A 14009-nucleotide genomic window follows, 5' to 3' on the forward strand; every position below is an offset into this window, starting at 1 on the left:
ATACTAGTCGTATCATGACCGCAAATGAGGATGGCGGCGAGATTCGGGAACAATACTAGTTGTATCGTGACCGCAAACAAGGATGGCGGCGAGATTTGGGAACAATACTAGTCGTATCGTGACCAAAAATGAGGGTGGAGGCGAGATTCGGGAACAATACTAGTTGTATCGTGACCGCAAACGAGGATGGAGGCGAGATTCGGGAACAATACTAGTCGTATCGTTACCGCAAATGAGGATGGAGTCAAGATTCGGGAACAATACTAGTTGTATCGTGACCACAAATGAGGGTGGAGGCGAGATTCGGGAACAATACTAGTTGTATCGTGACAATAGCTTGACTTCCTCATCAGTTTAGTTATAAACTGATAACAACAAGAGGTGATGTTATGAAAGAAAGACTTAGTTTAATGATTTGGTTCCGATTATCACGAATCTATAACAAGAGCATTCGTGAATCTAACCAACACCTAAAAAAATGGAACTTATCCATTGCTCAATTTGATGTGCTGGCTCAAATTGGTTCAGATAATAGATTATCACAACAAGAATTGGCAGATAAACTCTTAGTTACAAAAGGAAACATCACTCAGCTTTTATCGAAATTAGAAGAACTAGGTTTGATAAAAAGAGAACAGGAATGGAAAACAAAATATTTATCTTTAACGGAAAAAGGGAAAGAGCTATTTGATGAAGTAGTTCCAAAGCAAGAACAATTTCAAGCATCATCGTTTAGTAATTTGAATCAAGAAGAGAAAAAGCAACTGTTAGAGTTACTTAGAAAAATACAAAACTAATGGAGAGATATTTTATGGAATTAAAAGGTATTCATCATGTTTCAGCCTTAACAGCGAAAGCTCCCGAAAACTTTGACTTCTATACAAAAGTACTAGGTCTTCGTTTAGTGAAAAAGACGGTTAACCAAGATGATATTTCCGTTTATCATTTGTTTTATGGCGATGAAAAAGGAAATCCGGGTACGGAACTAACGTTTTTTGAAATTCCACATGCTGCTCGTACGCATGAAGGAGTAAATAGTATTTCTGCTCTTTCCTTGCGTGTTCCAGATGATCAAGCACTTGTCTTTTGGAAAAAACGCTTTGATGAATTGAATATTGAACATGAAGAGATTAAAAATCGTGCCGGCCGCTCCACTCTTGCCTTTAAAGATCATGAGGGACAGCGTTTGATTTTAGTATCGGATGAGAATAATGTTGGAGTAAAAGGCGGAAAACCGTGGGATAAAAGTCCGATTCCACAAGAGTACGGAATGCTAGGATTAGGTCCTGTAAAACTAACCGTTCGTTATGCACCTGCTACAGTAGATGTTTTGACAGACATATTAGGATTTCGCTTGAAAGGACAATATCCTTCAGAAGTTGCAGGTCAGCCGGATATTCTTGTATTTGAAACTGGTAAAGGTGGTACAGGTGCTGAAATTCATGTCGAAGAAAGAAACGATCTTCCACCGGAACGTCTTGGACGCGGCGGGGTTCACCATGTTGCATTTCGGGTAGAGGATGAAGAAGAATTGCGGGAATGGATTACGAAAATTCGAGCAGCAAGATTCCCGAATTCCGGATTTGTCGATCGCTTTTATTTCCGTTCTCTCTATTTTAGAGAACCAAACGGCATTCTTTTTGAGCTTGCAACAGATGGCCCCGGTTTTGATACAGATGAAGACTTGGCTACACTTGGAGAGTCCCTTGCCTTGCCACCATTTTTAGAAGAGAAACGCGAACAAATTGAAGCTAAATTAAAACCATTAGATACAAAACAATAGAAAGGTGAAGAATGATGAAACATATTTTTGAAAAAGGGCAAAATCCTAATGCCCCTACCCTCCTTTTACTGCACGGAACAGGAGGAACGGAACACGATTTAATCAATGTGGGAAAAATGATTTCCGCGGAATCTTCTTTATTAGGTGTGAAAGGAAATGTATCCGAGTTTGGAATGGCTCGCTTCTTTCGCCGCTTATCTGAGGGAGTTTTTGATGAAGAGGATTTAATTTTCCGCACAACAGAACTCAATGGGTTTTTAGATGAAAGTGCGATAGCATATCAATTCGATCGGAACAATATTGTTGCAGTTGGTTACTCGAATGGAGCTAATATTGCGGCAAGCTTGCTATTTCATTATCAAAATGCGTTGGCAGGAGCTACGCTTTTCCATCCAATGGTACCAAGACGTGGGATTGAATTGCCCGATTTAAGTGGAACTTCCGTTTTTATCGGAGCTGGTGAGAATGATCCATTGGTTCCGCTTCAAGAGACGAGAGAGCTTGCGGAGTTGTTGCAGGTTGCGAACGCGGATGTAGAAGTGCTATTTGAGCAGAACGGACATCAGTTATCGGCTAACGAAGTATATGCTGCGCGAGATTGGTTTCATAAAAAATTTCCTAAATAAAATTTTTGCGGGGTGTCTATATTGGCACCCCTATTTGGACATTTTATTTTGTTGTAGTATGTTCATTTCACGTTCTTCCCCAAATTTTCTGCACTCCTCTTTGGGTTCGGCGGTTTAATTCAAATGTTAGGAGATTTCCTCTCTTTGTTGGAAGGTTTCCTTACTTTTTTCGGAGTTCTCCCCATCTCCACCGGTTACCAAGAAATTATTCATAGCAACTGGATACGTTTAAGCCGGTTCAATTGGTGTACGTACCAACTTCCAATGCTAGCAAAAAGGATTATTCCTATCCAAATAGAAATAATCCGCTAATTGCATTATGGAATTAATAATACCTTCCCAGTACTCTTTCTGCTTTCAATGAATTCATGTGCTTTTGCGCCATCACTTAACGGAAACATGGTGGGTTCGGAAATTTTTAGTTGACCGCTTTGAATCCATTTAAATAATTCTCCGGAACGTGCAACACGTTCTTCACGTGATACTAGCACATTCCAAAGGTCTCCCCCAGTTAACGTTTTGGAAGTATCCATCAACATTCTTGGGTCAACTAGTGCTGGATCGCCGCCTGCCATTCCAAAAAATACAACGGTTCCACCAATACTGGTTACATCAAAGCTATCCATAAGGGTCGCTCCAACAGATTCATACACAACATCTACTCCACGACCATTCGTTACATTTTTAACTTGTGCTTTCCAGTCCTCCGTATATAAAAACACACTTTCCGCTCCTGCTGCTTTTGCAGCTTGGCGTTTACCTTCCGAGGATGTTAATCCAATAACTTTTCCACCAAGCAATTTGATGATTTGAACTAGTAGCTGTCCGACTCCTCCGGCAGCGGCGTGAACTAAAGCTACATCACCATTTTTAATGGAATAGCTATCTTTTGTTAAATAATGTGCAGTTAAACCTTGCAATAACAAAGATGCTGCTGTTTCAAATGTAATATCTTCTGGAATTGGAATTGCTTTATCCTGAGGTACCGTGACAAGCTCTGCATTGGCAAAAGGAACGTCTGCGAAAGCTATCTTATCTCCTACTTTAATACCTTCCACCTTATTCCCGACTTGCTGTACAATACCTGCACCCTCATATCCTAAAATATATGGGGGTTCACCAACTAAATGATAATTACCTTTTCTTCGGTAGACATCGGCAAAATTTAAGCCGATAGCTTTCATTTCTAATAAAATTTCTTCGGAACCGATTTCCGGATCTTTTATAGTACGATACTGGAGGACTTCAGGTCCGCCAAATGAATCAAATACGAGTGCTTTCATGTTGTACGCTCCATCTCTATCAAGATAAGTTCGTATTTTATTTTATCCAATTTCGTTTATCTTTTACTAGTGAAATATTTATGGAACCAATAGAATCCTTCCACTTACCTCTCTTCGTTCAATGGCCGCATGTGCCTCTGCTGCCTCACTTAATGGATATTTTCTATCAACTCTAATGGAAATCTTCCCCTCTTTTATCCATGTTGTTAAGTCTTGAATATACTGCGGCCAATATTTTCGATAAGGTAGACCATTCGTTCTAGTAATAAAAATTGAGCCTTTTTCTTGAAGTCTCATTAAATCAAATGGTGGGACAAAACCGCTTGATTGTCCATACATGATGAAATATCCGCCAATTCCTAGACTGTCCAGATTTGCTTCAAAGGTATCTTTTCCTACCCCATCATAGACAACATTTACACCTTTTCCTTCTGTAATTTGTCTTACTTCTTTAGCAATATCCGCTTTGGATGAGATAATCACTTCCTCTGCACCAGCTTCTTTCACATAACCAGCCTTTTCCTCCTTTGAGGTTACTCCAATCACACGTCCACCGCAAAGTTTCGCCATTTGGCAGATCAAAAGCCCAAGTCCTCCTGCCGCTGCTTGAATAAGACACCAATCGCCTTTCTGAATCGGATAAGCATAATGTGTGAAGGCATAAGCAAGAAATCCTTGATTTAGTCCCGCTGCTGCTTGTTCAAAATTAAGAGCATCCGGAAGAGGAATCAAGAAGTTTGCATTCGTTAACACATGAGTAGCATATGTGCCACTTCCACCGAAACAAGCAACACGATCGCCTACTTTTACATGCTTTACATCTGGCCCGATTTCTTCTACAACTCCCACTGCCTGACTACCGACAGTAATTGGAAGCGATGCATCTACTCCTGCCTTATCCTTATAAAAGGATTGGTTAACGAGCTCCCCTCTTCTTTGCTGAATATCAAGGAAGTTAACTGATGCTACTTTGACTCTGATAATCGCTTGCCCCATCCCTGCTTTTGGTTTCTGCAACTCTTCCACCCGCATCACATTTGGATCCCCGTATTGCTGAATACGAACTGCCTTCATCGTTTTTTGCCCATTGTTGTTTGACATTGCTCCCATCTCATTCCCTCCAATATCGTTATATTGTTTCCTGGAAACAATATAACATCAGACAAACCACTCTGTCAATATTGTTTCCAAGAAACTTTAACATGATATTTTTTTCTGATATACTATTTTCAAGATAAAAGGCAAAAGGTGATTCAATGACTCCTACTCATAATGAAAAACAACCTCTTATTTCAGAAATTATGAATTTGTTTGGCCATATTCAGCAAAAGATGGAAGCAGAGGATGATGATGAAAAACAGTGGCTATTGCAAAATTGCCATAACTCCGAGTTGAAGGTTCATTTAAAAGAAATAACCGTAATAATGCTGCATGTCATCGAGGCAATAGGGAAATTTGAGCCTGTTAATGGGATTACCATATCAAAAGAAATGGGAATATTTAAAGGCACTGTTTCAAAAGTAACTCGCAAGCTCCTATCAAAAAACCTAATTAAAGCGGGATATTTGCCTAATAATAAAAAAGAAATTCTTTTCTCCTTAACACCCTTAGGCAAAGAACTCTTTGAGTTACATGAAAGACTGCATCAGGAAATAAACAAAAATGTCGTTCGTTTTTTTCAAAAGTATGATGTTAATGAATTACAAGTTCTTTCACGTTTTATACGCGATGCTTCAGTAACTTCTTGGGTTCAACTTGGAACTGAACAGGATGATTAGGAGAACTAAAAAACCAACACTGTAAGCTATTTTATGCAGTGTTGGTTTTTTAAAATGAATAAGTCGAACAGCTCCAATGTTTAGTGCCAGACCTTTTATTCCCCTTCCATCCTACCTTTTGCAGCTCCTTGGCTAGTAGTATATTAAAAATCCCGTGTCCTACAAGAACTACGGATTGATGTTTTTCCGCATATTCTATTATTATTTCCGATGCCCTTTTTGCCCTTTCTTTTGCACTTTTAAAGGACTCACACTGACTTGAATAACCACTATACCATAAGCATCTCATTATGACAGACCATATGCCGGGATATAATTTTATGATGCGAAATTTCCTTAGAGGGATAGGTAGCTCGGCCTCTCGGAAGACTGGGTCGATAAGCGTTTTTATTTGTGGGTTTAATAATTTTGCAGACTCTATGGCCCTTTTTAAATCACTAGTAAAAATAACTTTTGCATTAGCTATTTTTTCTATAGTATGGAAGGGAAAAGAGGCTACCGCAAGTACACCGTGATCATCATACTTTTGAATCCAATTTCTATATTCCTCACAAGTTATTCGCTTATTTTCCTTCAATGTTGATTTTTCATGCCTTATCAATGAGATTTCCATTTTATATCTCCTTAGAAACTTTTTGAAATTTTTTCTCCGCTTACCAAATATCTTTAATTCTCCCCACCAAGCCTTTTCTCCTTCCATTTAAATATCCAAGTACCTCCCTATAGTGGGTAATATACTATCTTCATTTTTTTAACAAAAGGAAGGAATATATCAAATTATGTTGAATGTAAAAATTTATGAAATGAACTGGGATTGAATATTTCATGGAGGTGGTTTCCCAAATGTCAATACTCGAGGTCAATAATATCCAAAAGTCTTATGGAAAAGAGAATGTTCTAGATAACGTATCTTTCGAAATAACTAGGCCAAGTATCATCGCATTAGTTGGTCCAAATGGTTCGGGAAAATCGACGTTGTTGAATATTATTACAAATATTTTAAAAGCGGATGGCGGGTATGTGAAAGTTCTAGGCAAGCCCAGTACAGATCCGAAAATTTTCAAAGAAATGTCGTTTATGCAGGATAATTCCGTTTTATACGATTATTTAACCGGATATGATCATCTTCAGTTTGTGGCGGATGTTCAATCCCTTCCAAAGGAGAGGATTATAGAGACAGCGAAGTTGATTGGGAATGAACCATACTTACATAAAAGGGTGAAAAATTATTCTCTTGGAATGAAACAGCATCTGCTTTTGGCGTTGGCAATTGTGAATCTGCCAAAGCTGCTTATACTTGATGAACCGTTGAATGGCTTGGATCCAACTAGTGCCATCAGAGTTCGAGAACTTTTACTAAAATTATATAATGATGGAACCACTATTTTGTTATCTTCCCACAACTTAGGGGAGATTGATAGGGTTACGTCGAATATCCTATTTTTGAAAAAGGGGAAACTCATAGAGGAAGACCTTTCCCTATTTGAAAATATCGTCTATCACATAAAGGTTGATAAGAAAAAACAAGCTCTTCATATTTTACAAAATCAGCATATTCCCGCAACAATCGAAAAAAATCAATTAAAGGTAGGAATAGGTAACTCGTCTATTCAAAAGGTACTACAACTCTTATATGCAGAACAAATTCAGTTTATCGATATAGAAAAACGAGTAATAGGTTCTGAAGATAGATATCAGCAAATATTTGGTAAAAAAGGGGAACAGAATGAAACTGTTAAAGTTTGAGATAAAAAAGAACTGGCGTCGTAAAAAGTTTATGGTTCTCTTCCTCATTATCATGCTTAGTGTGTCAGGTCTATTTTTCCGTAATACGCTTATGCAGGACAAAATCGGCGAAAACCTAATTACCAACAGTAACATTCAAGAAATCCATGATTTACTTAACGAAGCAAAAGCAGAAATACAGAATACTCCAAAGGATTCTTCTTTGCAATCACGTTATGAAACCTTGGTTAATATAGAGGTCGCCATTCAGGATTTGCAGAATGCCATTAAGTCAAAAGATTGGAAGTCGTATCCTAAAAGGGAGTATGCCTTTCTTAAAATATTGAACTCTTATCTCGAATCAGGAGGTCAGTTTCATTCATATGATCCTGAAAAGTTAAAGCGAAATATAGAAAGAGATAAACTTCTTATAAAGGAACACTTAGCTTACGAAGATGAAAATTATTCACTAGCTGCCGCAAACTTTACAAGAATAGCTGCTACTTTCACCTTGGGTTTCTTCGGAGTTTTACTCTTTGTATTCTTTTTAGGTGATCAACTAAGTGAAGAGATGGAGAATCAGACGATTCGAACCTTGTATACGCAACCTTTGCAAAAGTGGAGAATTTTGGGGAGCAAATATGCTAGTATGCTTATTTCGGTGATATGGAGTATTCTAATTCTGCTTTTAGGATGTTTCGTTGTTCCCTTGATTTTCAATGGAGGAAGAGGCAGTTTTAGCTATCCCCAATTAATTATCCATGCAAATGGTTTCTATTATATCACTACAGGTAAGTACATTCTGGAGCTTCTCCTTTTATTTTTTGGAAGTGTTTGTTTTGCTTTTAGCCTTGTCCTGTTATTAAGTACTATATTTAAAAATCGTTTTAGTATGCTTTTAGTTTCTTTAATGGTCCTTTCAGGTGGCTATTTTATCACATATCAAGCGGAAACATTACAAACTGTGTACAATCCATTTTTTTACCTTAATTATACTAAGTTAATTGAAAGACCCGATACTTTAGGAAACTTTGCAAATATCTGGGTCCCCTTTACCTATTCTTTTGTAACTATCATGTTATGCTGCTTTTTATTAGGGAAGGAACATTTTATAAAATTGGAGTCACCTTCTAGACGTCCGTTCAGTAAAGGGCGTATTACAGCTGCTTCCAAAGGTTTTTCAGCGCTGCTTTTATTTGAATGGCGAAAATCTTGGCGGCAAGGATATTTGAATAAAACTGTTTTGATCCTTTTAATTTCTTTTATTGTCGGTTATGTTTTTTTATCATTTCAAACTGGACATAAGGAAGAGGAATTTATCGGGAGTATGAAGACCGACATTGCGGCAAGGGAAAAATTCAAAATCACATCCTCCAAGTATATCGAAGAACAGCAAAACATAATCAATCAGCTAAAAAAGAAAGGATCCAACTTAACTAAAGAAGAACAGGCGTCGCTTGATCTAGCTAAAAGCAAAATATCAGGTAGACAAACTGGCCTTAAATTAGAAAAAATGTTGTTAAAAAAACAGAAAGATGCATTAGCTGCGTATCAAAAAAGAGATTGGCAGGCATTTTATAAATATTGGATCTACGATAATCAGCTTTGGAACGGAGAAATCAAACTTGAAAACACAGGATATATTCGATCTTTAAGTTTCTTTACCTATAGTGCAAGTATTAAAGAAAAAGAAATATTGGCGAAGCAAAATTTAAAGCCTGCCTTTCCATCTGATAAACTGTCCACGATCTACGATAAGGGCTATTTTAACTCTAAGTTAGATTGGGCGGAATTTAAAAACGAACAGAAAAAAGTGGATAATACAGGATTATTCTATTTGAATATTTTTTATCAAAACTTCCTTTATGTTGTTCCATGGGGAATCTTACTCTTTCTGTTGGGTATGGGGCTAACAGCAGAACAAGGAAAAAAACGAACACTCCACTTTTTAATGACCCAACCAATAGCGAGAACAGGAGTTTTATTAGCGAAATATGTTCACCCTATTCTTTTATCGATTGGAATCGGCATTGGATTAATTGCTTTTATGCTTTTGATTGGAACAGTGGGAAATCGCTTCGGAGACTGGACATTTCCTGTTTTGCATTACGACACAGCTGATATGACGAAGGCAAAACATTATAGCGGGTACATTGCACAAGAAGGAAGCTATCATTTTATAAAAATGGGAGATTATCTATTACAAACAAGTCTGCTATTTTTAGTCGGACTGTTATTTTTAATCATTATTGCTGTGTTTCTCTCCATATTTATTCGGAACCATATTATATCGATAATCACAACTCTAATATTAGCATTAGGCGGTTATTTTGTTAGCACCACTATTTTAAGTTCATCCATAGCCCATTTATCGCCATTTACGTACTTAAATATAGGGAAAATCACAAATGGAGAATTGGCGGCAATATTAAATAATAGTTCCATTGAACCTTGGACTGGTTTTTGGATTATATTAGGAAGCTCTGTTCTATTGTTCGGAATCGGATTGGTTAGTTTTAAAAAGGAAACAAATAAGTGGCCAAAGAAATCGATTAAGAGCGAATTAGGAAGGAATACACACTTAAAGGAGATGCATTGATCTATTCCGTCTCGGAGATTCCATATTTTATTAGTAAAATCTCCTTTCGTTTTTTGATAATTGCTTGGAAGCCCCACTTTTATTAACGAAAGGAGATTTTTCACTTACAGACATTAGCATAACACCTAGTAGATTATACTTGATTACAAAGTATGCTCAAATCTTTTACTATAAATCCTGAGACAACCTCACCATATCTATAACTTGAATTCCATTTTCATAAATTTCTTCATCATAATGTCTAATAAAAAAATCCTTGTCGATGCTAGCCATTCGAAAACCGCATTTTTGATAGAGTAACAGTTGGCCGACACTTGAATTTGCAGTACCAATTTCAAGTGTTTTATAGCCTAGCTCCTTTGCCCTCTTTATTGCATCATTTACTAGTTTCTTACCAATTCCTTTTCCTTGAAAATTTTCATCAACCGCTATATTCACAATCTCTATTGTGTCTGGTCGTGTCGGTAGTAAAACATACTCACCGATGATGTTCCCATCCTCTTCCGCAACAAAGCATTCACCCCGAGAAAAATAATCCTCCACTAGTTTCCGTGATGGATCTGCTAATAAAAGTAATTCCAGCGGGCATTGCTCATCAGGTCTTAATTTTCGTATTTTCATGATTTCACTCCTCGAAGCTCAATACTTTATTATTCGTCATTTATTTTCTCCTTACCTTTAATTTTACATTTTTATTGTGATATGTTATATTACCCAATGAACCAATCATCCTACAAATTTGAGGTGCAATATGGATATCGCAAAAACAAACCGATTATCGCTTGTCGAACAAATCGTTTCTCAGATAGAATCACTCATTGAATCTGGTGCATGGCCAGTAGGTAGCCGTATTCCTCCAGAATTAGATTTAATGCAGCAACTGGATGTAAGCCGCAATACTTTAAGGGAGGCAATTCGAGCTCTCGTTCATGCAGGACTTCTTCAAACAAAACAAGGCAGTGGTACATATGTATGTTCATCCAGTACACTTGGAGCGGCACTGCAAAAGCGGTTACAAAAGGCTAATCTTATAGAAATACTGGAAGTTCGTCATGCCTTAGAAAGGGAAGCTGCACGGCTAGCGGCCATCAGAAGAAATAAGGAAGATCTAGAAAACATTCAAACACATCTTGAAGCATGCCGGGAAGCAGCGGAGAAAAATGATAGCAAGAAATATGTGGAAGCGGATATTCAATTGCATAAAGCGATTGTGATTGCTGCCCACAACAGCATGCTAGTGGATCTATACGAGCAAATGTCCGCGCCTTTACAGCAATCCATCCATAACCTATCGGAACTGACTTGCCATTCAGATTTTCATCATCAAGTTCATCGGAAATTAGTAATGGCAATTATTGAGCAAAACACCGATCAAGCAGCAGAGGCTGTTAATGAATACATTGAACAATTTATTGAATCTTTAACGTAAGAAATCGGAGGTATTATCTTGAACATTCAACCAGAAGCCATACAACAAGAACAATTGAAAGTGGATGTAAAACCAAAATTATTATTACTTATTATTGGTATCATTTTTATTGGAGCGAATTTAAGGGCTCCATTAACATCAGTCGGACCGTTAGTACCTTCCATTCGTGAAAGTTTAGGGATATCAAGTACACTCGCTGGAGCTTTAACAACGGTTCCATTACTTGCCTTTGCACTATTGTCTCCATTTGCTCCAAAATTAGCGAGACGCTATGGAATGGAAGCGGTGCTTTTTTTCTCACTAATTTTACTTACCATAGGAATCGTTTTACGCCCCCTTTCAGGAGTAGGAACGCTATTTACCGGTACGATTTTTCTTGGTTTGGCCATCGCTATTGGGAATGTATTAGTCCCAAGCATTATCAAGCAAAAGTTCCCACAAAATGTAGGAATTATGACGGGAATATACTCTGTTTCTATGAATCTATGCGGGGCAATTGCATCGGGACTTAGTATTCCGATTTCATCTAAATCGGGATTTGGGTGGCAAGGCTCCCTTGGATACTGGGGGATTATTTCGATCATTGCGATTCTATTTTGGATTCCTCAAATTCGTTCAACCCGAAAGCAAGACATACGGGTAACTGAAAAATCACCAACGGTAAACATATGGAAATCTAGATTGGCATGGCAAATAACAATCTTCATGGGACTGCAGTCTTTAATCTTTTACACCATTGTTGCGTGGCTGCCTGAAATTCTGCAACAGCAAGGACAAAGCTCCAGTACAGCTGGTTGGATGCTGTCCTTAATGCAGTTTGCCGTTCTTCCATTTACCTTTATCGTCCCAATAATAGCTGGACGCATGAAAAACCAATGCTTGCTTGTCACGATTACTTCTCTTTTATTTATTATTGGCATGATTGGTATTCTCTTTGGAAATCTCGCTCTTATCCCAGTGTCTGTAATATTGTTAGGTATTGGAGGAGGGTGTGCTTTTAGCTTAGCCATGATGTTCTTTAGTCTCCGTACCCAAAACTCTTATCAAGCAGCTGAATTATCCGGGATGGCACAGTCCTTTGGATACCTTCTTGCAGCTGTTGGTCCAATCCTTTTTGGAGTGCTGCATGATATCACGCACAATTGGACAGTTCCTTTATGGATGCTCGTTATTGCTTCCGTGCTGATTTTTATATCAGGTATTGGTGCTGGGAGAAATAAATATATTGCGGAAAAATAAAGTGGGATGGCTTATTGGCCATCCTGTTTGTTTTTCAAATTTTTCCATAAAACAAATTGAGATCGATCTCTAGGCAAATCGTTCTTTACAATCGCTCTAAAGGACATCTCACTTTGTTTCTCATGGCAACTTGTTCTTTATAACCTCTCTAAAAGGTATCTCACTCTGTTTCTCATGGGAACTTGTCCTTTACAACCTCTCTAAAGGACATCTCACTCTAATTTTCATGGCAAACTGTCCTTTATAACCTCTCTAAAGGACATCTTACTCTAATTTTCATGGCAAACTGTCCTTTACAACCTCTCTAAAGGACATCTCGCTCTATTTCTTATGGTAAACTGTCCTTTACAACCTCTCCAAAGGACATCTTACTCTAATTTTCATGGCAACTTGTCCTTTACAACCATTCTAATCTCATTCTAAAAATATTGTTAAACCATGAAAAAGCGAGATGACTTAAATGCTTCATTACCAATCATCTCGCTTTTAATTCATTTATTATCCAAACTCAGTTCCGTCGATATTTTCTCCTTTACAAGAACTTCATACCCAATTCCTTTACACGTTTTCGAAAGACGTTCTACGGTTAAATTTATTTGGTCATTTGCCCTCTAACCACCTCGATTGTATTTAAGCAAGTAATCTTTTAGAATACACCACCGGAGCTTCTATACATTTGCCATCCCCAAAAATCGTTTCTATCAACGCTACTTCTGTTATCCGTGCATGGATGGTGCTTATATTCTGAGTGCAATATGCGAATGCCTCACTCAATTTTTTGTGGGATAGCCGATTGGCTATTGTGCAATGTGGTATCCATTTTCCTGGTAAGTAGAGAGATTCATGATTATCATTGAATTTTTTAAAATGGTCGTGGTGATTTCTATGAAGTTTGGACAGTGATGCTGACATCGTTGGGGATAAAAACAATGTTCCTGAGTTTAAAAAGGTTCCTAATGTATTGAATGTAATTTCCACCTGTGGAGCAGAACCATAGAATTGATCCATCATTTGGATAAACTCACCTTGATCCAGCTGATTATAGCTTGCGATGGTAATATGCGGCTTTCTTCCCACTATTTCCTCAGCATAAAAGGAAATCGATTGTTGGCTGAACTCCTTCCAAATCTCTTTTACTAATGCTTCTGTTTCCTTGTCCAATAATGCAATAAATCCGTACATGTTAATCTCCTTTCCACTCATCCGCTACAATCCTATCCCCATGACTATGAGGTTGTGAGATAACTAAAAACTCCACTTCACTAGAAGATTCATTCTTCATTTGATGTGTAATAAGAGGTGGAACCTTCACCCATATTTATGATTGTTCGTTCTCCATTTTGTTCCAAAATTGCTGTACCGGAGACAACATAGAAAAATTGCCGAGAATGCTGATGATAATGCAGAACTTCCGATGTATGAGGGAGCATTCTTTCTTGAATGACACTTAGATCTTTATTCTTCACTAAGTGCCATCCGTCACATTGCTCTCCCCATACATAATGTTCTGCGTTGTATTTACTAATTTTCACTGTCACCATTCCTTC

General features: G+C 37.7%; 13 protein-coding genes and 1 pseudogene. 8 read left to right on the plus strand and 6 right to left on the minus strand.

Translation table 11 applies throughout. The annotated features are described in order from the left end of the window. The first annotated feature begins 389 nt into the window (after window positions 1–389). Genes AC3WJF_RS11485 through AC3WJF_RS11495 form a run of 3 tightly spaced genes read left to right on the plus strand, consistent with a single transcriptional unit; the run spans window position 390 to window position 2409 of the window. On the plus strand, window positions 390–797 hold the full coding sequence (locus AC3WJF_RS11485; RefSeq protein ID WP_492452242.1) for a MarR family winged helix-turn-helix transcriptional regulator: 408 nt from the start codon (window positions 390–392) through the stop codon (window positions 795–797). A gap of 14 nt (window positions 798–811) precedes the next feature. Beyond that, window positions 812–1783: a ring-cleaving dioxygenase gene (locus AC3WJF_RS11490; RefSeq protein ID WP_492452244.1), complete on the plus strand. Its 972-nt coding sequence runs from the start codon at window positions 812–814 to the stop codon at window positions 1781–1783. 14 nt (window positions 1784–1797) lie between these two features. Then, window positions 1798–2409, plus strand: coding sequence for an alpha/beta hydrolase (locus AC3WJF_RS11495; protein WP_492452385.1), 612 nt, complete (start codon window positions 1798–1800; stop codon window positions 2407–2409). Between the two features lie 317 nt (window positions 2410–2726). On the opposite strand, the gene AC3WJF_RS11500 is transcribed toward AC3WJF_RS11495, so the two are convergent. Then, window positions 2727–3692 carry a quinone oxidoreductase family protein gene (locus tag AC3WJF_RS11500; RefSeq protein ID WP_492452246.1) on the minus strand — a complete coding sequence of 322 codons (966 nt, stop codon included), beginning with the start codon at window positions 3690–3692 and terminating at the stop codon, window positions 2727–2729. Window positions 3693–3770: 78 nt separating this feature from the next. Further along, a complete protein-coding gene (locus AC3WJF_RS11505; protein ID WP_492452248.1) occupies window positions 3771–4802 on the minus strand; it encodes a quinone oxidoreductase family protein in 1032 nt (343 codons plus the stop codon). Window positions 4803–4948: 146 nt separating this feature from the next. Between AC3WJF_RS11505 and AC3WJF_RS11510 the strand changes: the two genes are divergently transcribed. Next, window positions 4949–5470 carry a MarR family transcriptional regulator gene (locus tag AC3WJF_RS11510; RefSeq protein ID WP_492452250.1) on the plus strand — a complete coding sequence of 174 codons (522 nt, stop codon included), beginning with the start codon at window positions 4949–4951 and terminating at the stop codon, window positions 5468–5470. 49 nt (window positions 5471–5519) lie between these two features. On the opposite strand, the gene AC3WJF_RS11515 is transcribed toward AC3WJF_RS11510, so the two are convergent. Continuing rightward, the gene (locus AC3WJF_RS11515; RefSeq protein WP_492452252.1) at window positions 5520–6170 is read right to left on the minus strand and encodes a histidine phosphatase family protein; all 651 of its coding nucleotides are present in this window, start codon (window positions 6168–6170) and stop codon (window positions 5520–5522) included. A 143-nt stretch (window positions 6171–6313) separates the two neighbouring features. On the opposite strand from AC3WJF_RS11515, the gene AC3WJF_RS11520 reads away from it, so the two are divergent. Continuing rightward, window positions 6314–7216, plus strand: a complete 903-nt coding sequence (locus AC3WJF_RS11520) for an ABC transporter ATP-binding protein (RefSeq protein ID WP_492452254.1) — start codon at window positions 6314–6316, stop codon at window positions 7214–7216. Continuing rightward, the gene (locus tag AC3WJF_RS11525) at window positions 7197–9794 is read left to right on the plus strand and encodes an ABC transporter permease subunit (RefSeq protein ID WP_492452256.1); all 2598 of its coding nucleotides are present in this window, start codon (window positions 7197–7199) and stop codon (window positions 9792–9794) included. Before AC3WJF_RS11520 ends, AC3WJF_RS11525 begins: the two co-directional genes overlap by 20 nt. A 168-nt stretch (window positions 9795–9962) precedes the next feature. Here the strand turns inward: AC3WJF_RS11525 and AC3WJF_RS11530 are convergent, their stop codons facing one another. Beyond that, window positions 9963–10415 (minus strand): GNAT family N-acetyltransferase, encoded by a 453-nt coding sequence (locus AC3WJF_RS11530; protein WP_492452258.1) that lies wholly within the window; start codon window positions 10413–10415, stop codon window positions 9963–9965. Window positions 10416–10545: 130 nt separating this feature from the next. On the opposite strand from AC3WJF_RS11530, the gene AC3WJF_RS11535 reads away from it, so the two are divergent. Further along, the gene (locus tag AC3WJF_RS11535; RefSeq protein WP_492452260.1) at window positions 10546–11223 is read left to right on the plus strand and encodes a FadR/GntR family transcriptional regulator; all 678 of its coding nucleotides are present in this window, start codon (window positions 10546–10548) and stop codon (window positions 11221–11223) included. Window positions 11224–11241: 18 nt separating this feature from the next. Continuing rightward, window positions 11242–12462 (plus strand): CynX/NimT family MFS transporter, encoded by a 1221-nt coding sequence (locus tag AC3WJF_RS11540; RefSeq protein ID WP_492452262.1) that lies wholly within the window; start codon window positions 11242–11244, stop codon window positions 12460–12462. Window positions 12463–13092: 630 nt separating this feature from the next. Here AC3WJF_RS11540 and AC3WJF_RS11545 read toward each other — a convergent pair. Together AC3WJF_RS11545 and AC3WJF_RS11550 are read right to left on the minus strand one after the other, a co-directional pair. Continuing rightward, entirely contained in the window at window positions 13093–13665 is a 573-nt protein-coding gene (locus tag AC3WJF_RS11545; protein WP_492452265.1) for a 2'-5' RNA ligase family protein, read from the minus strand. Then, a pseudogene (locus AC3WJF_RS11550) lies at window positions 13646–13994 on the minus strand (cupin domain-containing protein). Before AC3WJF_RS11550 ends, AC3WJF_RS11545 begins: the two are co-directional and overlap by 20 nt. Between the last annotated feature and the right edge of the window lie 15 nt (window positions 13995–14009).

This window comes from Heyndrickxia sp. FW510-T9 (genome assembly GCF_058781025.1).